This window comes from Paenibacillus provencensis, assembly GCF_042678545.1.
GTDB classification, from domain to species: Bacteria; Bacillota; Bacilli; order Paenibacillales; family Paenibacillaceae; genus Paenibacillus; species Paenibacillus provencensis.
The window spans coordinates 97,743-120,812 of record NZ_JBHTKX010000001.1 but is presented as its reverse complement, the minus strand read 5'-3'; the positions used below and the strand labels follow the sequence as shown (position 1 = coordinate 120,812).

Below are 23,070 nucleotides of genomic sequence, written 5' to 3'. Positions count from 1 at the left end.
GTAGTCCAAGACCTGGTGCATACACTAAGAAGAACGTAAGCCTGCGTAAGTACCGTAAAGCAAGAAAGGGGGAACCTCAAGATGTTGAAGGTTGGATTTATCGGAACCGGCAGCATGGGAAGTTTACTCATTAATGCCTTCCTTGCTTCTGGAGCACTTGACGCTAGACAAATTGTGGCAAGCAATCGGACACATGCCAAAGTTCTTAAGCTTTCATCCATCTATCCAGGTCTGAAAGCCGCTGAAACCAATCAGGAAACGGTCATGAAAGCGAACTTTATCTTCTTATGCGTAAAGCCGCATGAATTCAAAGAAGTCGCTCAGGATATCAAGCCCTTCATTAAACCGGAGCATATTCTTATTTCAATTACAAGTCCTGTTCAGATTCGGCATTTGGAGTCTGTGCTGCCTTGTAAAATCACGAAAATCATCCCTAGCATCACTCATTTGAGAGGAAGCGGGGCATCTTTATGTATTCATGGAAATCGAATGAAGGATGAAGATAAAAAACAGGTCGAGCAGCTGTTCTCTTATATCAGCCGACCGGTCCAGGTAGAAGAGTCCTTTACCCGGATCAGTTCTGACCTTACCAGCTGCGGACCCGCATTCATCGCTTATTTTCTGGAGCAATGGATCCAGGCAGCCGTGCAGCATACCGGAATTGATCATGAGGATGCCACTTGCCTAGCCAGTGAAATGCTCCTTGGAACAGGAAAGCTGTTAACAGAAGGAGCCATGACACCGTCACAGCTCCAAAAACGTGTTGCCGTCCCGGGTGGTATTACCGCCAAGGCACTCAATTTACTGGACTCAAACCTGGCTGGCGTATTCGACCAATTGATCCAGGTGACTCACGCAAAATACGAGGAGGACCTGGAACATCTGGATGCCGAATTCGGAGCGGGTGAGATTAACCGGCAACAATATTAACAAGCTTGCCTGGTACAGCAATCACTTTACGGATTGTTTTGCCAGAAAGTAATTCTTTGATGGCAGGCAGCTCAAGACTATGTGCTTCAAGTCCTTTGGCATCAAGATCAGCTGCAACGTGTGCACGCTGTACAATCTTGCCATTAATCTGAATAACGATCTCCACTTCCTTGTCTACCGTAAGGGATTCATCATAGTCCGGCCAAGCAACATAAGTAACGCTCTCTTCATGACCAAGGCGGGACCACAGCTCTTCTGCAATGTGCGGAGCGAGTGGTGACAAGAGCTGAACAAAGTTCTCCATTGCTTCGCGCGGAAGACGGTCTGCCTTGTAAGCATCATTAATGAAGATCATCAGCTGACTGATGGCTGTATTAAAGCGCAGATGCTCCAGATCGTCCGTTACTTTCTTGATTGTCTTATGCCATGTACGCTTGAATTCCTCGGTGCCTTGATCGCCGATCTTCTCGTTCAAAGTACCATCCTCGTTGATAAACAGGCGCCATACGCGAGCCAGGAAGCGGTGTGCGCCTTCAACGCCATTTTCGTTCCAGGGCTTCGTCGCTTCAAGCGGTCCCATGAACATCTCATAAATACGCAATGTGTCGGCACCAAAGTTGTCAACGATATCATCTGGATTAATGACATTACCACGGGATTTACTCATCTTCTCGTTGTTGGTTCCGAGGATCATGCCCTGGTTCACCAGCTTGTGGAACGGTTCCTTCGTCTCAACTATGCCCAGATCATACAGCACTTTGTGCCAGAAACGTGCGTACAGAAGATGAAGCACCGCATGCTCCGCTCCCCCAATATACAAGTCTACCGGCAGCCACTCACGCTGCTTCTCCTTCGAGACAAGCTCTTTGTCATTGTGAGGATCAATGAAGCGCAGGTAATACCAGCAGCTTCCGGCCCATTGCGGCATCGTATTCGTCTCACGGCGAGCCTTCATGCCTGTCTCTGGGTCAACCGTATTAATCCAATCCGTCACATTAGCAAGTGGAGATTCACCGGTACCGGAAGGCTTAATTTGCTCTACATCAGGCAGTACCAATGGCAGCTGATCCTCAGGCACAGTCTTCATCGTTCCGTCTTCCAGATGCAGAATCGGAATCGGCTCTCCCCAATAACGCTGACGGCTGAACAGCCAGTCCCGCAGGCGGTAAGTCACTTTTCCTTGACCTTTGCCGTTCTCTTCAAGCCATGAAATAGCTGCGGCAATTGCTTCTTCATTATGCAGACCATCCAGGAAGCCGGAATTCACGTGAGCTCCGTCGCCTGTATATGCCTCTTGTGTCACATCGCCCCCGGATACCACCTCGATAATTTCAAGGCCAAACTCCTTGGCGAATTCCCAGTCGCGGCTGTCATGACCCGGAACGGCCATGATCGCACCTGTACCATATCCAGCCAGAACGTAGTCTGCAATCCATACAGGCAGTTTTGCCCCGTTAACAGGATTGATGACATACGCCCCTGTAAATACACCCGTCTTCTCCTTCGCAAGATCGGTGCGCTCCAGATCGCTCTTCCGAGAAGCCTTCTCGATGTATGCTTCAACCGCTTCACGTTGTTCAGCTGTTGTGATCTCTGCAACCAGCTCATGCTCTGGAGCGAGTACAGCATAGCTTGCACCGAACAAGGTATCTGGACGGGTAGTAAACACGGTTACACCTGCATCATGACCTTCGAGAGGGAAAGTCACCTCCGCACCTTTGGATCTTCCGATCCAGTTCCGCTGCATATCCTTGATGCTCTCTGCCCAGTCCAGTTCGTCCAGGTCATCAAGCAAACGATCTGCATATTCCGTAATCTTCAGCACCCATTGGCGCATCGGCTTACGCACAACCGGGAACCCGCCGCGCTCACTCTTGCCGTCGATTACTTCTTCGTTAGCAAGGACCGTTCCAAGCTCCTCACACCAGTTCACCGGTACTTCGGATACGTACGCCAGACCGCGCTTATACAGCTGGATAAAGATCCACTGCGTCCATTTATAGTAATCAGGATCCGTCGTGCTGATCTCACGATCCCAGTCATAAGAGAAGCCTAGGGATTTGATCTGACGACGGAAGTTATTGACATTCTTCACGGTTATATCCCGTGGATGCTGCCCTGTATCAATGGCATGCTGCTCTGCCGGAAGTCCAAATGCATCCCAGCCCATTGGATGGAGCACGTTGTAGCCGCGCATTCTCTTGTATCGGGACACGATATCTGTTGCCGTATAGCCCTCTGGATGTCCTACGTGCAGACCTGCGCCTGAAGGATATGGGAACATATCCAGAGCGTAGAATTTCGGTTTATCCGAAGTTTCCTCTGTCTTAAATGTCTTGTTCTGATCCCAGTACTGCTGCCATTTCGGCTCGATTGCCTGGGGATTATAGCCGTGCTTCGGCTGTTCTTTCTGACTCAATGTGCATCCTCCTCGTCATCATAACCAACTTCTCCACGCGATTACAGAATGGTTCAGCTAGCCATGTAGCTTGCAACTAATGAATTCTATAATCAAAAAAACCTCCGCATCCCATAGCGTGTCATCGCTAGGGACGAGAGGTTGTAATTCCCGTGGTACCACCCTAGTTAGCGGACATACGTGCTTCGTCGTCCACTCCCTTAAGCACCCTGTAACGGCGGTGAACCGATGAGGCTTACCAAATACTGAATAATTAGCTTAACCTCATATCTCCAAGGCGAGTTCATAGTGCTCCGGCAACCAGCTTGCACCAACCGCTGGCTCTCTGAAATACACAGGCTCTACTACTATTCCTCTTCATCGAAATTTCAATAATAATCGGAATCATTATACAAGAAGGACAAGCATAAAGTCAAATTTTGACGCTTTACAGTGCCGTATCATCCACATTGTCAAGCCATTCCTCAATCGTTCCGATCACCGAGGTGACACAGCCTTCTTCAAATGGAGAGATCAAGCCCGCAATGGCCACCAGCTCTGTAAAGGATTTGCTTCCTCCTTGACGACATAGATTCAAATAATCAGCCCATGCAGCAGCATAATCCTCTCTCGAGCGCTTCCAGAACTGGAACGCACAGATTTGAGCTAGCGTGTAATCAATATAGTAAAACGGAGAGCTGAAGATGTGTCCTTGTTTATGCCAGAAGCCCCCTTGCTCCAGATAACTGTTGTTCTCGTAGTTACGGTGCGGCAGATACTTCCGTTCGATCTCACGCCATGCCTGCTTCCGTTCTACTGGAGTCGCATCTGGATTGGCATAGACGAAATGCTGGAATTCATCGACCGAAACACCGTAAGGAATAAAGATAAGGCCGCTTGCGAGATGCTCGAAGCGGTATTTGTCCACTTCATGCTCGAAGAACAAATCCATCCATGGCCAAGTAAAGAATTCCATACTCATGGAATGAATTTCGGCTGCTTCATGTGTGGGGAACATATACTCAGGAACTCCAAGCTCACGGCTCTGATACACCTGGAACGCGTGGCCTGCCTCGTGGGTCAGAACGTCAATATCTCCGGATGTTCCGTTAAAGTTCGAGAAGATAAACGGTGCTTTGTAGTCTGAGATGAACGTGCAATATCCGCCGCTGCGCTTTCCTTTTTTGCTGACCAGATCCATCAGCTCATTGTCCAGCATAAAGTTGAAAAATTCACCCATCTCCGGTGACAGCTCATCATACATCTTCTTCCCGTTCTGGACAATCCATTCCGGATCACCCTTAGGCGTTGCATTCCCTGTAGGGAAGACTACATTCTCGTCATAGTAATAGAGCTTATCTACGCCGATCCGTTTACGCTGACGCTCCTTGAGCTTGGAGGCTACGGGTACGATATGCTCCAGCACTTGAGCCCGGAATTTCTCCACCATTTCAGCGTTATAGCCAATTCGACTCATGCGAGCATAGCCCATCTCCACAAAATTGTTAAAGCCCAGCTTGATAGCCATGCTTGTTCTTACCTTAACCAGATCATCATAGATCCGGTCCAGCGTTTCCTCATGCTCGCTCATAAAGGCGGTACGTGCTTCCTCCGCCCGTTTGCGCATGGAGCGATCGGTCGATTCCCCAAATGGGACAAGCTGGGATAATGTGCGCTCCTCGCCTTCAAATTCGATCTTGGCTGATGCAATCAGCTTGGAGTATTCCGTTGTCAGCTTATTTTCAAGCTGTAAATCACTGATGATGTCAGGGCTGAACGTCTTGATCTCGAGCTCGGCGAGCTGAAACAGCTGCTTCCCAAATCGGGCTTCGAGCTCTGGACGAAATTCGGAATGGACTAGAGCTTCATAGTACTCAGTTATGTATTTCTGAAACAGGGGGGTTGTCTCATCGGAGAAATCCTTCTCTGCCTTGTAGAACTCATCGTTGGTATCCACTGAATGACGAATGGAGACAAGTGTCAGCTGTGTGGTTACGGCTCCTCTGAGCTTGTTGAGCTCATTCATTGCTTCGGCTTGATCGTCAGCATTCTTCGCTTCGCGAAACGACGTAAGCAGAATGCCAAACTCTTGTTCAAACTGAGCTACATCAGGTCTTTCATAACGATATTCACTAAATTTCATCGACGTTACACCTGCCCTCTCTTGATTTTACTACCCATTATATCCCAATTGGTTGTCCAGTTCTATGGAGTAAATGAAATTAATTGATAAGTGGTTAAAAAACAAATGACCTATCTCTCCTTGTCCACATCTAACTTCGCCGAAAAATATAAAAATAGCACCGCCGCAGCTCCTCATCTCAAGATGACCGCACTGCAGCGATGCCTACTATTAGAAAATATAACTTACCTGTTCATGCAAGCTCAGGCTGCCCGGCTATAGTCCGAAACATCGACATCCAGAGGAAGCTCATTGGCACGTGCTTTCTGTGCAGCTCTGAAGAAAACAACAACCAATACGACACTAATGACGCCTCCTGCTATATACGAAGCATCCATGCTCATACGGAAGCCGATCTCTGCATTCAGAATATAAACCATTGTTGTGTACAGCATTAACGCTCCCGGAATGAGGGCCACCCAGAAGTTCTTCCGTGCGACATACAGGTACATCGCTCCGACAAACAAGGCAATCACACCTGTTGCTTGATTCGCCCAAGAGAAATATCTCCACAGAATGTTAAAGTCGATCTGAGTAAGCACGATAGAGATAATAAAGAGCGGAACAGCGATGATCAGCCGTCTCTTCATGCTAAGCTGTGGCAGCTTGATGTAGTCTGCAATGATCATTCTTGCGCTTCGGAACGCTGTATCGCCTGAAGTAATCGGCAGTACAATAACGCCTAGCACGGCAAGTGTACCAACGAAAGCACCCAGCGTCACCCTCGCTACCTCGCTTACAACAAGCCCGGTGCCACCTTCTGCAAGCAGCTCATTTAAGCCAACCGGACCTTGAAACAGGCTCATCGCTGCTGCAGCCCATACCATTGCGATAATTCCTTCTGCAATCATCATGCCATAGAAAATTTTACGTCCCTGTCCTTCACGCTGTGTCGTCCGTGAGATAATCGGTGTCTGTGTCGCATGAAAGCCTGATAAGGCACCGCATGTAATCGTCAGGAACAACAGTGGAAAGATTGGCAGATTATCCGGGTGGAGGTTCGCCAGCGTCAGCTCAGGGATTGGGGCTTGCTTAAAGATCAGCATAGCTCCTACACCCACTGAAGATATCAGCAATAAAGCACCGAAGATCGGATAGAACCGGCCAATAATTTTATCAATCGGCAGCAAGGTCGCCAGAATGTAGTAGGCAAAAATGGCGACAAGTATATACCACATGCTGATTTGTCCATCCATCAGGTTATGAATCAGGCTCGCTGGAGAGGTGACGAACACGGTTCCCACCAAGATCAGCAGTAAAATAGCGAATGCGTTTACAACATGCTTCATGACTTTCCCGAGGAACTTGCCTGCAAGTTCTGGCAAATGAGCTCCGCGGTTTCGAATCGAGATCATGCCTGTCAAATAGTCATGTACTGCCCCGGCAAAAATACAGCCGAATACAATCCATAAAAAAGCGACTGGGCCGTATAACGCGCCCATAATCGGGCCGAAAATCGGGCCGACACCTGCGATGTTGAGCAGCTGAATCAAGGAGTTCTTGCTTGTGCTCATTGGCAGATAGTCTACTCCATCCTGATTTACATAGGCAGGGGTCGAACGTGAATCTTTAACCCCGAACATCTTTTCAATATATTTTCCATACGTGAAATAACCGAGTACTAACAGCAAGATTGATATGATAAAAGTAATCAAAATTACCGCCTCCTTATGAAATCGCTTACATTAAGTATAAATAAATGAGTAAGCCATGGGGCGATTTACGATTAACATGTCGTAATCTTGAGATAAGATGCATTAAATGTGCCATGAAGTGCATCAGATATGTGATGTGATGCAAGAATAAAGCGCACAGTTCTGTTATAATTCCATTGCTTCGCGGAACGCTTTTGCATAATTGCGGCTTACGGCAAGCAGCTCATTACTGCCTTTCAGTTCAAGCTGATATGCCCCGTTAAACCATGGAACCAGCCTTTTTACATATTTCATATGAACCATATAGCTCTTGTGAATGCGAAAGAACGGGTAGAGCCTGAGTTTTGCCTCCAGGTTCTTCAGCGGCGTTCTCACATGATGGACTTGATGGACAGTGACGATCTTCGTATAGGACTCTTCACGGGATAGATAAATGATGTCATCCGGGTCAATAAAGTGAATTTCTCCTTCTTCCTCTATGGATAGCTTCCCACAAGACTTGATTTGCACTGGGGAAGACAGCTCCTGACGTGGAGCAAGAATTGTTCTCTCCAATCGCTTGACGGTCTCTGCCATGCGTTCTTCGTCTATCGGCTTGAGCAGATAATCGAGCGCTTCCACTTGAAACGCATCAACCCCAAACTGAGGGTAAGCCGTTGCGAACACAATCTTTGGCGGACTCTTCATCTTCATCATGGCTTCCGCGGCCTGCAATCCGTTCATAATAGGCATTTCGACATCCAGGAATACCACATCAGGCTGCAGCTGAATTGCCTTCATGACCGCCTGCTCTCCCGACTCTGCTTCTCCCACCAGCTCGACTGAGGGATATTGCCCCAGCAGATACCCAAGCTCTTCCCGGCTATACCGTTCATCGTCAACAATTAAAGTTCTGATTCTCTCAGTCATTAGGTGTGATTCCTGCCTTTCATGGGTCTGATCTTCCGCTTGTAGTCACGGATGGAATGTGGAACTTCACTTCCGTTCCTCTATGCTCACTGCTCTTAATCTGTAACGAAGCTCCACTACCATACATCAGAGTCAATCGACGGGATACGTTGAACACTGCAAGCCCTGTTCCCGATGAGGATTCTATCCTCTGTATGCCTAGCTGCTGAAGCCGTTCCTCTTCAATTCCTTCTCCATTATCCCTGATCAGCACTGATACGCCAGTCATCGGCTCACCTGTGATCTCAATGTGAATTACACAATGCTCTGTCCGGTTACGGAAGCCATGTCGAATGCAATTCTCCACAAGCGGCTGTAAAGTAAGCGCGGGGACCATTGCCTGCAGAGCAGACTCTTTAACATCATAATGAATTGTGAGCTTGTCCTCGAACCTTATTTCTTCAATATTCAAATAGGAGCGAAGATGCTGCAGTTCCTCTAGAAGTGTTGCTCTTTCCGCAGTGGCTGCTGTCAGATTCTTGCGAATATAGTCAGACAAGCTCCGAAGCAGCTTGCGAGCCTTCACCACGTCAATTCTCGTTAATGACAAAATGGTATTCATCGTGTTGAACAGAAAGTGAGGATGAATCTGTGCCTGAAGTGCCTTAATTTCCGCCTCCCGTGCGAGCTCTTTCGCTTCGACCAGCTGGGCAGCTTCAAGCTGGTAGCTTAGCAGCATGGTGAGTCCAGACATGAGCTCAGTTGTTACATGTGTGATCTCCTTTTTGCTGCGGAAATAAAATTTCAAAGTCCCCACCGTCTGGCCTCCCTGTTTTAGAGGTCCTATGACAGCTGCCCCGAGCGGACAGCCCTGCTTCTGACAATGTATCTCCTCATTGTCTACAATGAGCATTTCGCCCTGCTCAATTACGTGCCGGGTTACCTCCGTCTGCAGCGGTCGCCCCGCAACATGATGATCGTCCCCGATCCCGATATGAGCCAAAATAACACGTTGATCCGTCATCGCAATGGCACTCGCCCTAACCTCTTTGAACAGAATTCGGCATACCGCTTCAGCCGATTCCATCTTCATGCCCTGGCGCATGTATCCAAGCGTCTGGCGGGCAATGCGGAGTGAAGTCTGCGCCTGCTGAGCGGCTGCCTTCTGCTCCTCGTTAACGACAGAACGGATAATGAGTACAAAGAGTGCACACCCAATTCCATTCGCAACGATCATCGGAAGACCGATATACCCGACTAAGCTGAGTGCCTGCTCGTACGGTCTTGCCAGCAGCAGAATAATCAGCATTTGCAGGGATTCCGCTAACGCTCCGAGAAAGAGTGCTTTTGAGAACCGGATCTGTCCGCCTTTCTTGCGAAACACACCTGCCAAAATTCCGGCCAATATACTCGCAAGCCCGCACGCAAGGCTAGTAAAGCCTCCCAAGGTAAAACGGTGCAAGCCAGCGATTAACCCGGCACCGAGCCCGATCTTCCATCCGCCAAAAAGTCCGGCCATCACGATGCCAACCACTCTGGAATTAGCAATGGCTTCCTCCTGGGATACCTCAAGCATCCACTTGTTAAGCGCCAATGAATCAGGATGGACCGTAAGCCCGGTATAGGTTCCGATGATACCCAGTACACCAAAGACCAGTACCGCGTGCACCTGTTGAACGGAAGTTAACTTGTCCCGGCTCAGCATCGTCCGAAAAAATCGCAGACGGGTCACGATAAACGCAATCGTTACGATGATACCAATGCGCTCCGTCATGGTAATCAGCAGTTCAAACAAGGGTTTCCCTCCATTTCCGTATCACATCCAGCCAGCCTAAAAAAATACGAGGACTCCTGTAGTAGGAACCCTCGGTTGATGATCTAACACTCCCCAATTTATCATAGAGGCTTAACTGCAACGAAAAATAACCGTGAAGCGTCTTCTCCCGCAGGCTTCCACTCAAAATCAGCGTAAATCTGTACATCAGAGAAACCTGCCTTGTGCAGCTCTAGCTGCATCCACACCGGATCATACGCCCTTTGATTATGAATTTCCTCGAATCGACGGTACAGATCCTTTCCACCCTCTTCGACTCGTGTAAAAATGCTGAGATGGTGCTCAATCTCATACGTCGGACGATGAAAGTCACAGGTCCATATGTAAGAAATCGATTTTTCATCAAGCACAAAGGGCTGCTCCTCATCATAACGAATGAACGTATTAGGATGGTGCACATCAAACAGGAACACACCGCCCGGCTTTAGGCCGGCATAGGTTTTTTGGAATGTCCTTACAATATCTTCTTCTTTGAGCAAATAATTTATGCTGTCACAAAAAGAGATGACCGTATCTGCCTCCTCAGGCAGCTCCCAATCCCGCATATCTTGCTGAACCCAGCGAATGGTGCCTTCTCGGAAAAAGCGGTTTCCTTGCGGCGACTCGTCCAGCTTCTGCCGAGCAACAGACAGCATATCTGCAGATAGATCGATGCCTGTCACTTCAAAGCCCGATTTTACCAGCGGGATCGTAATCGAACCGGTGCCGCAGCCGAGCTCGACAATGCGTTTTGGTATGCCATGCTTCTCCCAAGCCGTTCTAGCAAACCGCAGCCAATCCGGATATGGCATATCTTCCATAAGTTCGTCGTATACATAGGCAAATTTCCGATAGGACATGTTTGACACCACTTTCATAATAAAACTTAGTGTAAAAGTTGAGGTTAATAAGCGATTGCCTGGCTGATTACTCATGCTCGCTTATTAAAAAAACCTTTGCACCCAAGTACGGGGCAAAAAGGGATTGCTCCTGCCTTACAAAGTGACGGCAGGAGCAACAGATGAAAAGCTTACATGATTTAGTGTGAGAGCTTTCGCTTCACTCAAATCATGCACAGCCAACAGCTTTAATGTCTCAGATAAAATTCATTCAAATAAATTAACTTCATCAAGAGAGCTCCAGCTTCTCGTTATTCCGACGGCTTATCTTCAGGGCCGGCAAGATACGTCCAGTTCTCTTTCTGCGTCACGAGACCGTCCTTCATTAGCTTGCCAAGTGCACGCTTAAAAGCTGACTTGCTGATGCCGAATTTGGACTTAATGATATCCGGTGGCGTCTGATCAGAATAAGGCATCCCTCCATTCGGACGCTCCTTCAGGAAGGCTAGGATCCGGTCAGAATCCTCCGTTCTTCCGATCTCTTTGCGCGGAGCCATACCGAGGTTCACTCGGCCATCCTCTCGCACCAGCGTAACCCGAGCCCTCACCGTCTCACCGAGTCTCAAGAGACGGCTTCGCTCGGATGAGTGGATCATGCCGATTGCACCAAAGCCAAGCACACCGCCATGAACCAGGACGAAGGTTCCCATCTGCAGCGGCTTGTACACCGTAGCTTCTACCCACTCATTCATCCAGGTTGTCGGGGCATGGAAGGCCAGTGGTGCAAGCTCACGCTCCCCAGCCAATTTGGCACGAAGCCGGCCCTGCTTGTCATGCTCCATAATAACAAAAACCTCATCGCCAACCTGAGGATGAAGTTCTTTCATTTCCGGCAATTCGCGAATTGGCAGCAGCAGCTGGCGGCCCAGCCCCATTTCAAGAAAACAGCCCAATCTTGGATGAACGTCTGCCACAACCAGCTTGGCCATCTCACCTAAGGTTAGAAAAGGTTTCTTCATCGTAGCCGCCAGGCGATCCTCAGTATCGTAAAAAATAAAGACTTCCAGCTGCTCGTCTACCTTAATCTCGCGTGTCAGCTCAGTATAATGCAGCAGCACATCCTCACTGCCCGTTGTCAAAAAATAACCGTACGGCGACACTTCCCGAGCGACCGGGAGTGTAACGACTGTTCCTGCAATTAAACTCATACCGTATTCACCACTTTGGCATCGGACCAAAGTCTTTCAATATTATAATACTCGCGTTCATCGCGATGGAATACATGAACAACGACGTCTCCAAGGTCCATCAAAACCCAGCGGGCAGAGTCCATGCCTTCAATTCCGTTTATTTTTACATTCTTCTCTTGCGCGCGTTTACGAACTTCTGTCGCGATCGCCTGAACCTGTGTATCTGAGTTCCCGTGACAAATGACAAAATAATCAGCGACTAATGAGATACCTCTAAGGTCCAGAGCAACAATATTCATCGCTTTTTTATCGTCTGCTGAATCAATCGCCATTTGAAGCAATTCGTTAGATGATACTGTCATGGATCAACCTCCAATTGGATTTGCAAAATTTTGTGATACTTTTAATTGGGCAATAAGATCATTACGCGTAAATAAGGTTAAAGGGTAAATCACTTTTTTTAATGTAATCAGATGTGAAATGGTGCCGTCAAAGCCAGCGAGAAGTGCTTCCTCAAGGCTATGCTCCGCCAATTCTCGAATATTATGCACACCTGGAAAATCACGCCCCGGCTCTATATAGTCCGCTAGGCAGACCACCTTATCCAGGAGAGACATGTTCACTCTTCCGGAAGTATGCCATCTGATCGCATTCAGCACCTCTGAGTCCGTCACTCCATAGTCCCGTTCGGCCACAAATGCTCCAACCTCAGAGTGCCACAGCTGTTTGTCGTGCAGCAGAAGGTCCTGATTCAACCCGTTTTCCCGGATAACCTTCTCCATTTCATTTACCGGCCAGTACTTTGCGACATCATGCAAAATGGCAGCCAGATCGGCTTTGAGGGGGTCAGCACCAAAACGTTCTGCCAATATTACCGCTGTTTCCATGACTCCTTGTGTATGTTTCCAGCGCTGTGGCGGCATTTGTTCGGATACGGCCTTGATCAGTTCATCTCGGCTCTGCAGCATACAACCCGCTCCTTGTAATATAATCAAGCACCGCTTTGGGAACCATAAACCGAACCGATCTCCCCTTCGCCAGTCTGCGTCTAATGCCTGTTGAAGAGATTTCGACCTGCGGCATGTCGGCATGGAGCACATGCTCCTGTAAGAAATCAGGCAAATCATCCAGATGCAGCTCAAAGCCCGGGCGGCCTACTCCAATAAACGTGACCAGCTTCGTCAGATCTTCGATTCGTTCCCATCGCGACAAATAATTAACCATATCCGCTCCAATAATAAAATACAGATTGATGTCAGGATGCTGTCTTCGAATAATCTCCATTGTATCTATCGTATAGGATACGCCGCCGCGTACGATTTCGACATCGAGCACTCTATAATCCCCATACTCTTCTGTCGCAAGATTCGTCATCTCGAGTCTCTGCTCTCCGGTAGCACCCGCTGCATGCTTATGCGGCGGAATATGAGATGGCATAAACCAGATCTCATCCAGCTTATACACATCCTTAACCGCCTCCGCTGCCATCAAATGTCCCATATGAATGGGATCAAATGTTCCGCCCATAATTCCAACTTTCATGCAGTGAACTCCTTTTTATACTGTACTCGTTACCTTCGTATCAGTTATGGAAGTACGATTTGCTTGTTATCACGCGATTCTTTGTAAAGTGTAATCGTGTTGCCGATAATTTGTACAATTTCGCTGCCTGTATGTTCTGCCAGCTCTTCCGCGATTTCATGCTTGTCATCCAGATTGTTATTTAGAATGGAGATCTTCATCAGCTCGCGCTTTTCAATCGCTTCTTCAATATGACGGAACAGATGTTCATTGGTACCGCCTTTGCCGATTTGAAAAACAGGGTCCAAATGATGAGCCTGTGAACGAAGATATCTTTTTTGTTTTCCAGTTAACATGATTATATTTGCTCCTTAAACTTTCATTTCGTTATTCTCAATTCACGAGGTAAAGCTGGCAAGAACTGCTCTGCGCATCGCTTCTACTGGTGCCTGTACGTGCAGCCAGTGCTCAAACGCAATGGCACCCTGATATACAAACATGCCGAGACCACCGTGAATAATACAATTTTTGTGCTTGCTGTCTGTCAGCAATTTGGTTTCCAATGGGTTATATATCAGATCACTGACAACAATACCTTCAGGTATGTGATGAATGCTGACCGGCGTTTGATCCGTATGAGGGTGCATACCTACCGATGTTGTGTTAATTACGATATCAGCCTGGGCCAATACCTGTTCCGCGCTATCTATACTATACCCATTTACATTGCCGAGCACCTTAAAATCTTTGGCCAGCTCCTCCGCCTTCTCCGCCGTGCGATTTAGAATGGTTAAGGACTGAGGTTGTTCCAACAGGAGGGCATAGACAATCCCGCGTGCAGCTCCACCTGCTCCAATGACAACCACATGCATGCCTTCAATCGTAGAAACCGCTTCTTCCTTCAAGGAGCGCACATAACCGACACCATCCGTATTATAACCGATGAGTCGGTCATGCTCGATGACCACCGTGTTCACAGCACCGATGAACCGGGCACTCTCATCCAGTTCGTCCATATAGGATAGGATATCCACTTTATGCGGAATCGTCACATTGAATCCGCGGAAATTCATCGCCTTCATTCCCATTACGGCTGCTTGGAGATTCTCAGGCTCCACGTGCAATGGAACATAAGCACCCTGCACTCCAGCTTCCAGTAGTGCGGCATTATGCATCGCAGGAGACTTACTATGAGCAATAGGGTTCCCAATAACACCGAGAAGATAATACCCGTTGACGGGGCGGGTAACCTCTGTCGTCAAGTCCATATAAATCCCTTCCTCCCATGAAACTCTTAAGGTGCTCCGTTGTAGGCTTTCGCCTCGATTAGATCAAGGATGGCCGAACCATTACACGAACTCCGCGAGGGGCATGAACAGCGACAAGTGCTCCAGTCTGTCCATTCACTTTAATCCAGCCAAGACCAGAGATAAATACATCGCTACTACTGCCTTTTGCAATTCGGATATCATGCCTCGTCCATTCAGGTAATTCCTCAAGACCTTCACGCGTTGGAGGCGATAACAATTCACCTGCATGATTCTCAAACAGCTCGTCCGCTTTCTCAAGCTTCGTCCGATGAATCTTGAGTGTATTATTCGTGTATAGAGTGAAGGATTGGTGTTCTCCTTCAATGAAATCAAATCTAGCGAGTCCCCCAATAAACAGGGACTGACCGCTGTTTAACTGATAAACACTCGGTTTGAGCGGTTTGTCCGGCATAATCGCCTGCAGATCTTTACGGGATACAAGCTCACTGTAGCGCCAAGGATAAACGATTCCCGGGGTATCAATAATAGAAGCTCCATCGTCGAGTGGAATATGCACCATATCGAGTGTCGTGCCAGGGTATCTTGATGTCGTAAGCTCCTGCTCCAGATCACTGTAATCACGGATCAATCTATTGATCAGCGTAGATTTCCCTACATTTGTTGCACCCACCACATATACATCCCGATCTCCACGATGCGTATTTACCGCTTCCAGCAATCGATCAAACCCTTGATTCTGTTTCGCACTGCAGAGTACGACATCCACAGTACGAAGCCCTTGAGCCTTCGCTTGCTGCTGTACCCAGTTGCGTACTTTGTTCCAATTCGTCACTTTTGGCAGCAGATCTGTTTTGTTCACCGCGAGAAGCACAGGATTATTCCCTACAAAACGCTGTAACGCCGAGATCAAGCTTCCTTCGAAATCGAACAAATCCACAATATGAATGACAAGCGCATCCTTGTCGCCTATCTTGCTAAGAAGCTTTAGGAATTCATCCTGATCAACGGTCACAGAAGAAGCTTCACTGTAATTTTTTATACGAAAACAACGCTGGCAGATCACAGGATCACGATCCAGCGCTTTCATCGGTGTATATCCCGGCAATTCAGGGTGTTCTGTTTGTAGTAGAATTCCGCATCCACTGCATCTCCCTTGGCCGTCATGCGTATGATTCATTTTTTCTTTTCCTCCTCAAGCCATAAACCTTTCCTGCGCAGGCGAGACAGTGCAATCCGCTCGACCCGTCTATTCAATTTCGTCATCCATCCTTCATCCGCTATTGCGATGGGAAGCACGAGGACGGTATACAGTCCCAGACGATTTCCACCGAACACGTCCGTCAGCATTTGGTCACCAACTACGACCGTTTGATCCTCAGCCAAATTCATCATTTTCATTGCTTTACGAAAAGGTATATTGGAAGGCTTTCTGGCCTCGTGAACGTATTCAATTTTATGGGGTGTTGCAAAAGTGGATACACGGGTCAGCTTGTTATTCGATACGATGACCAGCTTGAAGCCGGCATCTCTAACCTTCTCAAACCAAGCGATCAGCTCAGGCGTTGCTTCAGGAGCCTTTGCACCGACAAGTGTGTTGTCAAGATCCGTTATAATCCCTCTATAGCCCTGCTCATAGAGCGCAGCCAAATCAATATCAAATACCGTGTCAACCCGCAGCTTGGGCATCAACATTTCAAACAACATGTTCACCTCGTTTTTTCATACGACAAACTATAACATAATCTTTACGGTTAGTAAAAAGGCAAACGGGCACGGGGCGCTTACGCCCGTGCCGTTCTCAGCCTTTTTTTCATTTGTCCGGCAATCCGCTGGACGTCTTGCCATTCCTTCTCTTCAACATGGCCTGGGCTGTACCTTGCCATCTCAAATTGCTTCAATAAGGAATTAAGCTCACCCGCTACATGCGGAGCTTCGGACTCCCATCTTTTGACCGATTCCCTCAGCGTCTCGTGCTCTGCACGTTTGAATCCCTTGCGCCTAAATGAACGTATCCATCGTTCTGTCTCAATAACCACCTTCTGATCGGGTGTCAGCGGCTTGCCTAATCGAAGTCTTAATAAATAGAAGTGAAGAGAAAAACGATTACGCCATAGCATGTAACCAACCCAAGCGGCAAGTACAGCACCCGCAGCCCAAATGATAGCCGGGCTTACCGTAAAGTCAGAGCTTTCTGTATTTTGCACAGGCTCTGCGAGCTCTTCTTCTTGCTCTGCTTCTTCGACCTCCGGTGTCTCTGCAAGATCCGGCTCCACCTGTTCCGTCAGCAGCGGCATATTGAATCCTGGAGTGGCTTCAACCGGAATCCACCCATATTCCTCTCCGAAGTACACTTCTGCCCAGGAATGGGCATCCGCATTGGTCACTGTATAAGACAGGGTTGGTGTATTACCCGTTGCCTGGGACAACACAGTATCCTCTCCAAAGGCTGCTTGACCCGGAGCATAACCTTTCACCCATCTTGCCGGAATATCCAGAGAGCGTGCCATCATCACGAGAGCTGTCGAGAAATAATCACAGTAGCCTTCCTGTATTTCGAACAGAAAGCTGTCAACAAAATCTGTACTTTGTTTCACCGATAAATTGGGATTGTTTGTGTATGAGAAATTAGTTGTTAAATATTCTTGCAGTAAACCGACTTTTTCATACGGCGTTTCGGCATCAGCCGTTATTTCTTCGGCAAGACTCACTACACGGTCAGGAAAATTGTTCGGGATCTGCAGGTAGTTATCGTTCACCGGGCTGCTATATAGGTCTTCCTGAGTCTCTTCAATCAGTCTCTCAACAGGAACGAGGGGAACCTCGGATACAATGGTATATGTCGAAGGGTAGCTTAATTCTCTTGGATTAGAATCCCAGTGAAGTTCTGCTTGTCCGCTCTTCCAATCCAGCTGATTAAACTCGGTCCCGCCATTAATCGCCTGAACCTGACTAATTGCATAAGCCCCAAATAGCACGGGGTAAACATCATCATTCAGCATGCTTACCGTCTGGGTTACCTCCCTCGTCTGGATCGAGCCCCCATCACCATTCACTAAATCATTACCCGAATCTACCTCATCAAACTGCCTTCTAGAAGTCGATGGCTCTTCCCATCCCGTACCGGAATATTCATCACGTGTCTCCCCGCGCCAATAGCTTCGCTCTGTCGTTGTGATCGTCATTACAGGAGAGTAGTCATAATTGAAGCCCCTGCCCAGACTGTTATCCTCCCTGCTGTATCCGGATTCTGAGGCGGACTCAAGTCCTCCTTCTCCCCCAGCAGTATTGCTTGCAGGAATGATATCCCCTCGGTAGTTAACCCAAGCCGTATAAGGGTCCGTTAGGACTGGCGGAACTTCAGGCATATTTACACCTGCTACAATAATAAGTGCAAAGATAACGACAACGTTAGCGATTACTTTGAGCGGATTACGTCTAAGCCTTTTCCACCCTTGTGGAAATTTAAGCTGGAACCTGCGCAGATGAAGGCACACGAGCCAGCCCATTGCAGCAAATACTATCCAAGCAACCTCTTCCCACAAAACAGCGAAAGTAAAAGAATCCAGAATACCCATTGCAATAATGTTTAGCCCGACAAACACGAGAATTCGCTTGGCATTCACTGCTAACCGAATAATGCACTCCATCATCACCCAAGTGCTCAATGAGAACCAGATATACGGATTGATCGTCAGCACGAATTCAACAAGCCAGCTCGACTCTTCGTCAGGAATAAAGATCGAGTACGACGACAGCACATAATATAAAATAAATAGCAGAACGATTGCTTTAATAACAAAGCGGTATCCTGACTTGATTGGAAAAATAATGTCTACAAGACTGATACCGATCAGTGTCAAAGCGACCAAGCTGGTCGTTTCCTGAAACCAGATAGGCTCCGTGTAAGTTACCCATTGCATTCCGATAATGACAATCCATAACAGGGCGAATGCATTGTACCAGGACCCTACAACTTTGCCGGCCCATGTTCTCATAGACCTCCACCTCCCATCGCTGAAGGCAGCTCTTGCAAATCAGACACTGCATACCCTTTGATTCCACGTGCACGCAGAAGCGACAGCCATTCACTCTTTTGCGTCTGGCTCGCACGCTGCTCGATACGGATATGGGAAGCGGTCATCCCGCGTGTACCCGCATATCGAAGTGATTCCAGTACATTTGCGTTATCCAGCGGCGAGATGAGAACAAAGAACGCTCCTTGCGGGAAAGTTCGAATTGTATCCTGAATGCTCGGCAGAAGATCACTCGTGCCTGTATAATCCAGATCGACAAGATGCTGAATCATCTTCTGTCGCTCGTTCTGACTGTCCGTAGGCAGGAACAGCTTGGTCTCATCGCTGATGGTGCATAGCCCCATGCTTAAGCGCTCGCGATTGCCATATTCAAGGAGCGAGGCTGCAGTAGAGACAGCAAGTTCAAATTGCTCCGAGCTCTTGTAGCCCTCTTCAGTCGCATCCAAGACCAAAATCATCTTCGGCAGCGACTCATGTTCAAATTCTTTGGATTTCCATTGTCCCGTCTTGGCCGTTGCATTCCAATGAATACGAGATAACCGGTCACCGTAGACATAGTCTCGAACTCCATTAATTTGCGTTGTCTCTCTGCGGGACCGTGTGAGTGCAGCTTGCGGACCAGACAGCCGGGAATTTTGATCGTAGAGCTGCCAATAAGGAATAAATACCGTTCTTGGAAGTACTCTGAAACTGCCGTAGGCGTTAAACGTCCCTTTATGCTCAATAAGACCGAAGATATCCTCGCTAATACATTCTGTTTCCATAAATTTGTATTTGCCTCGCTCAAGCGGAGGGGTAAGAAATACCAGATTTCCGCTGCCCCGCATATTCGGAACGAGACTTTCTTCAAATGACCAAGATTCTCCATTATGACGCTTAAGCACTTCTCTCACGATGACGTAAGGCAACGGCAGCAGCCCTGGAATTTGAAGGCCGAGCTGAACGTGCACCTGATCTCCTGCATGAAGCAGCTCCGTATGTTCTCCACTGGAGGTTAACTGCCGTGTTCCCACAGCTCTCCTCGCACCGCCAAATTGGCCAATTAGCAAGTAGATGCTAAGCAAGGTCACCATGCCAAACAACATGATGGAAGTCTTGCCTCCCTGAAACAACACATAAAATAAACATATGATCCAGATGAATAGCACGATCCATGCTCTCGATTTCGTATATCGACCTGTGCGATAGCGAATTGACTTCAGCATAATATTCAGCGCTCCATCGATACAGGAACGTGCTTCTGTTCAATAATTTGGGCAAGAATTTCTTCCTGGCTCATACGATCCAGTCTTGCTTCAGGCTTCAGCACAACCCGGTGTGAAATGACGTACGGAGCAAGAACCTTAACGTCATCAGGAATGACATAGTCTCTGCCGTTCAAGAATGCGAACGCTTTGACTGCATTCATAAATGCGATGGAAGCACGAGGGCTAGCCCCAAGCAGAACCGAAGCATGCTCTCTTGTACTGCGTACAATTCCAAGCAGATAATCGGTCACAGCCTCATCCATATAAACACTTCGAATTTCTTGCTGTACTTCTGCAATTTGTTCCATGTGGGTAACAGGTCTAAGCTTGTCCACAGGTTGTCCTTGCTGATGCCGTTTCAATAGATACTTCTCTGTTGCGGCATCCGGATAACCAAGGCTGATCTTGAGCATAAATCGGTCCAACTGCGCCTCTGGGAGCATATAAGTCCCTTCAAAGTCAATCGGATTCTGTGTTGCGCACATCATAAACGGTTTAGGAAGCTCATACGTATCTCCATCGACCGTGACACTTCGCTCCTCCATGACTTCAAGCAGTGCGGATTGCGTCTTTGTTGTGGCCCGGTTGATCTCATCGGCGAGCAGTATATTGGTCATAACCGGACCCGGTCTGAAATAAAAACGCTCATCCCTCGGATGGAAAACGGAGACACCCGTAATATCACTCGGCAGAATGTCAGGGTTACATTGAATCCTGCGGTATTCTCCCTGCATGGAGCGGGCTAACGCCTTGATTAGCTGCGTCTTCCCCGTTCCGGGAACGTCTTCTATAAGAACATGCCCTCCAGCCAGCAATGCTGTGAGCAATAATTGAATTTCAAAAGATTTGCCTAATATAGTAGATTCGAGATTCGATTTTACTTCGGATATGATCTGTATCGATTCCTTACTTACGGGCATGTACGTATGTACCTCCTAATAGGCAGTATATTTTCCTTTTATTGTACATGAAGTGAGTAGGGAAAGTACAATGTTTGCTCTACCTTTTTTCATATTATGATTGCTAGATTTGAAGCTATAGGCTTTTCTTGTTTTCATAAACCCTTACTCTGAGCTTTGATAGTGTAACTTACTCAACCTTCTTAAGCAACAAAAAAAGGAGAAGCATTCTTACTTATGCTCCGCCTTTTTTAATGACTAACCATATTTTATTAACTCAGCCCTTCGGCTTAAAAAACAACGCTGCCAGAAAGGAGAAGATAATAGCCGATGATATACCTGCACTGGTGAGGTTGAACACCCCCGTGATTACACCGAGCCAACCATCTCGCTCCAGTTCGGTCAGAGCTCCATGAACAAGCGAGTTGCCAAAGCTCGTAATCGGTATCGAAGCGCCGGCGCCGGCAAACTTCACTAAAGGATCATACCAGCCTACCGCATCCATAACCGCACCCGATACGACCAGCGTACTCATCGTATGTGCAGGAGTCAGCTTGAGTACATCGAACATTAATTGTCCGATCACGCAGATCAGTCCACCAATAATAAAAGCCCATAGAAACTGCATGTTTTATTCCTCCCCTCTCTCAATTGCTACGGCATGAGCGATACAAGGTATCGTTTCGCCCTGCTGATAAGACAAAGGAGATAATAAAGCGCCTGTGGCAACAACCAATACTTTATTTAATTCCCCTTTTTTGATTCTTTTTATTAAATGACCATACGTTACTGTAGCAGAACAGCCGCAGCCGCTGCCCCCAGCAAATACATACTTCTGTGTGTTGATATCATAAATCATAAGTCCGCAGTCGTTGAACTCCGTCTGCTCCATCGGTATCCCTTCCTTATGAAGCAGCTGCTTGGCAATAGGCAGTCCAACTGAAGCGAGGTCGCCAGTTACGATCAGGTCATAATATCCAGGCTCGAGTCCTGTATCCCGAAAATGAGAAATGAGCGTGTCCGCTGCTGCAGGCGCCATCGCTGCTCCCATGTTATAAGGATCTTTAATACCTAGATCCATAACTCGTCCAATCGTGGCGCGGCGAACGACAGGTCCGCTTCCCGTCTTGCTGATAATGGCGCAGCCAGAGCCTGTTACTGTATTTTGCGCAGTTGGGGGCTTTTGAGCCCCATATTCCGTTGGAAAGCGGAACTGCTTCTCAACCGTGCAGTTATGGCTTGAGGTACCAGCCAGAACGTAGTCTCCGCCTCCTGAATCCACAATCAAGGAAGCCAGCGCAAGACTCTCCATGGACGTCGAGCATGCACCGAATAAACCTAAGTATGGAACACCAAGTTGCCGCGCAGAAAATGAACTGCTAATGATTTGATTCATCAAATCACCACCTACAAAATACTGCAGCTCACTTTTCGATATGTTTGCGTTTGCGATAGCAATCTGTGCAGCCTGCTCAAACAGCCGGCGTTCCGCTTTTTCCCATGTCTTCTCGCCGATTTGCAAGTTGTCATAAATGTAATCAAAATCCTCGGCCAGCGGTCCCTCTCCTTCTTCAGGTCCCACAACGCTGGATGTACCGATTATCCGCGGCTTGTTCTCAAATTCCCAGGTTTGTCCTCCGACTCTTTTCATAGATGGTATCCTCCGAATCCAAGGCAAGCGTAGATTATACCTATAATAAATGCAGCAACGACACCAAACACGATGACTGAGCCAGCCAGCTTGAACATGTTGGCACCAACCCCCAGCACCAGTCCTTCAGCCCGATGCTCAAGTGCAGCGGAGCACATGGAGTTCGCAAATCCTGTAACAGGAACCGCGGTGCCCGCTCCCGCAAATTGCGAGATCTTATCGTATACACCGAAGCAGGTTAGAATAATGGAGATCAGAATCATAACCGCAACGGTCGGACTCGCTGCTTCCTTCGTGCTCATATCGAGTCCTGCAACAAAAGCCTGCTGAATACATTGACCGATGAAGCAGATAAAACCACCTACAAAAAAAGCTTTAATACAGTTTGTCAATACTGCTCTTGGCGGTTCATGATTTTTGGCAATTTTCTTGTATTCCTTCGTATCAAGGGATAACGATGGAGTATTTGAGCTAGTATCTTGAGATTGAGATTGATCTGGAATCGTTGACACCCCCTCTAACCGTCTTAAATTTCGCTCGGGTCTTCACATT

The 23,070-nt window shown here is 47.8% G+C and carries 20 protein-coding genes, 1 pseudogene and 1 other annotated feature; of the genes and pseudogenes, 1 reads left to right on the top strand and 20 read right to left on the bottom strand.

Annotated elements, in window-relative coordinates; genetic code table 11:
* Positions 1 to 66 precede the first annotated feature (66 nt).
* Positions 67 to 930 (top strand): annotated as a pseudogene (gene comER / locus ACFQ3J_RS00635) (late competence protein ComER); the annotation flags it as partial.
* On the opposite strand, the gene leuS reads toward comER, so the two are convergent.
* The 20 genes from leuS to spoVAC form a co-directional block, all read right to left on the bottom strand.
* Positions 911 to 3,349, bottom strand: a complete 2,439-nt coding sequence (gene leuS / locus ACFQ3J_RS00630) for a leucine--tRNA ligase (RefSeq protein WP_091158676.1) — start codon at positions 3,347 to 3,349, stop codon at positions 911 to 913. The pseudogene comER and the gene leuS sit on opposite strands and share 20 nt — an antisense overlap.
* Before the next feature lie 126 nt (positions 3,350 to 3,475).
* Positions 3,476 to 3,719: a binding site (T-box leader), on the bottom strand.
* Positions 3,720 to 3,776: 57 nt separating this feature from the next.
* On the bottom strand, positions 3,777 to 5,471 hold the full coding sequence (locus ACFQ3J_RS00625; protein WP_251580775.1) for a M3 family oligoendopeptidase: 1,695 nt from the start codon (positions 5,469 to 5,471) through the stop codon (positions 3,777 to 3,779).
* 242 nt (positions 5,472 to 5,713) lie between these two features.
* On the bottom strand, positions 5,714 to 7,165 hold the full coding sequence (locus ACFQ3J_RS00620) for a carbon starvation CstA family protein (RefSeq protein WP_091158679.1): 1,452 nt from the start codon (positions 7,163 to 7,165) through the stop codon (positions 5,714 to 5,716).
* Between the two features lie 165 nt (positions 7,166 to 7,330).
* Positions 7,331 to 8,074, bottom strand: coding sequence for a LytR/AlgR family response regulator transcription factor (locus ACFQ3J_RS00615; RefSeq protein WP_091158680.1), 744 nt, complete (start codon positions 8,072 to 8,074; stop codon positions 7,331 to 7,333).
* A gap of 19 nt (positions 8,075 to 8,093) precedes the next feature.
* Complete coding sequence (locus tag ACFQ3J_RS00610; RefSeq protein ID WP_251580774.1) at positions 8,094 to 9,848, bottom strand: LytS/YhcK type 5TM receptor domain-containing protein; 1,755 nt, start codon at positions 9,846 to 9,848, stop codon at positions 8,094 to 8,096.
* Positions 9,849 to 9,949: 101 nt separating this feature from the next.
* Complete coding sequence (locus ACFQ3J_RS00605) at positions 9,950 to 10,726, bottom strand: class I SAM-dependent DNA methyltransferase (RefSeq protein WP_251580773.1); 777 nt, start codon at positions 10,724 to 10,726, stop codon at positions 9,950 to 9,952.
* 290 nt (positions 10,727 to 11,016) lie between these two features.
* A complete protein-coding gene (locus tag ACFQ3J_RS00600; protein ID WP_091158685.1) occupies positions 11,017 to 11,913 on the bottom strand; it encodes a CvfB family protein in 897 nt (298 codons plus the stop codon).
* Entirely contained in the window at positions 11,910 to 12,257 is a 348-nt protein-coding gene (gene rsfS / locus ACFQ3J_RS00595; RefSeq protein WP_091158687.1) for a ribosome silencing factor, read from the bottom strand. The genes ACFQ3J_RS00600 and rsfS overlap by 4 nt, the downstream gene beginning before the upstream one ends.
* 3 nt (positions 12,258 to 12,260) lie before the next feature.
* On the bottom strand, positions 12,261 to 12,863 hold the full coding sequence (yqeK, locus tag ACFQ3J_RS00590) for a bis(5'-nucleosyl)-tetraphosphatase (symmetrical) YqeK (protein WP_251580772.1): 603 nt from the start codon (positions 12,861 to 12,863) through the stop codon (positions 12,261 to 12,263).
* On the bottom strand, positions 12,844 to 13,437 hold the full coding sequence (nadD, locus tag ACFQ3J_RS00585; protein ID WP_091158690.1) for a nicotinate-nucleotide adenylyltransferase: 594 nt from the start codon (positions 13,435 to 13,437) through the stop codon (positions 12,844 to 12,846). The genes yqeK and nadD overlap by 20 nt, the downstream gene beginning before the upstream one ends.
* A gap of 44 nt (positions 13,438 to 13,481) precedes the next feature.
* Positions 13,482 to 13,772: a ribosome assembly RNA-binding protein YhbY gene (gene yhbY, locus ACFQ3J_RS00580; protein ID WP_091158691.1), complete on the bottom strand. Its 291-nt coding sequence runs from the start codon at positions 13,770 to 13,772 to the stop codon at positions 13,482 to 13,484.
* 42 nt (positions 13,773 to 13,814) lie between these two features.
* Positions 13,815 to 14,684, bottom strand: a complete 870-nt coding sequence (gene aroE / locus ACFQ3J_RS00575) for a shikimate dehydrogenase (RefSeq protein WP_251580771.1) — start codon at positions 14,682 to 14,684, stop codon at positions 13,815 to 13,817.
* A 58-nt stretch (positions 14,685 to 14,742) separates the two neighbouring features.
* Positions 14,743 to 15,864, bottom strand: coding sequence for a ribosome biogenesis GTPase YqeH (gene yqeH, locus ACFQ3J_RS00570; RefSeq protein WP_251580770.1), 1,122 nt, complete (start codon positions 15,862 to 15,864; stop codon positions 14,743 to 14,745).
* Positions 15,861 to 16,388, bottom strand: a complete 528-nt coding sequence (locus ACFQ3J_RS00565; RefSeq protein ID WP_091159260.1) for a YqeG family HAD IIIA-type phosphatase — start codon at positions 16,386 to 16,388, stop codon at positions 15,861 to 15,863. The genes yqeH and ACFQ3J_RS00565 overlap by 4 nt, the downstream gene beginning before the upstream one ends.
* 80 nt (positions 16,389 to 16,468) lie before the next feature.
* Complete coding sequence (locus ACFQ3J_RS00560) at positions 16,469 to 18,682, bottom strand: DUF4129 domain-containing transglutaminase family protein (RefSeq protein WP_251580769.1); 2,214 nt, start codon at positions 18,680 to 18,682, stop codon at positions 16,469 to 16,471.
* The gene (locus ACFQ3J_RS00555) at positions 18,679 to 19,926 is read right to left on the bottom strand and encodes a DUF58 domain-containing protein (RefSeq protein WP_251580768.1); all 1,248 of its coding nucleotides are present in this window, start codon (positions 19,924 to 19,926) and stop codon (positions 18,679 to 18,681) included. Before ACFQ3J_RS00555 ends, ACFQ3J_RS00560 begins: the two co-directional genes overlap by 4 nt.
* A gap of 5 nt (positions 19,927 to 19,931) precedes the next feature.
* Positions 19,932 to 20,888 carry an AAA family ATPase gene (locus ACFQ3J_RS00550; RefSeq protein ID WP_091158698.1) on the bottom strand — a complete coding sequence of 319 codons (957 nt, stop codon included), beginning with the start codon at positions 20,886 to 20,888 and terminating at the stop codon, positions 19,932 to 19,934.
* A gap of 256 nt (positions 20,889 to 21,144) precedes the next feature.
* The gene (gene spoVAE, locus ACFQ3J_RS00545; RefSeq protein WP_091158700.1) at positions 21,145 to 21,495 is read right to left on the bottom strand and encodes a stage V sporulation protein AE; all 351 of its coding nucleotides are present in this window, start codon (positions 21,493 to 21,495) and stop codon (positions 21,145 to 21,147) included.
* 3 nt (positions 21,496 to 21,498) lie between these two features.
* Positions 21,499 to 22,518 carry a stage V sporulation protein AD gene (spoVAD, locus tag ACFQ3J_RS00540; RefSeq protein WP_091158702.1) on the bottom strand — a complete coding sequence of 340 codons (1,020 nt, stop codon included), beginning with the start codon at positions 22,516 to 22,518 and terminating at the stop codon, positions 21,499 to 21,501.
* A complete protein-coding gene (gene spoVAC, locus ACFQ3J_RS00535; RefSeq protein WP_091159264.1) occupies positions 22,515 to 23,021 on the bottom strand; it encodes a stage V sporulation protein AC in 507 nt (168 codons plus the stop codon). Before spoVAC ends, spoVAD begins: the two co-directional genes overlap by 4 nt.
* Between the last annotated feature and the right edge of the window lie 49 nt (positions 23,022 to 23,070).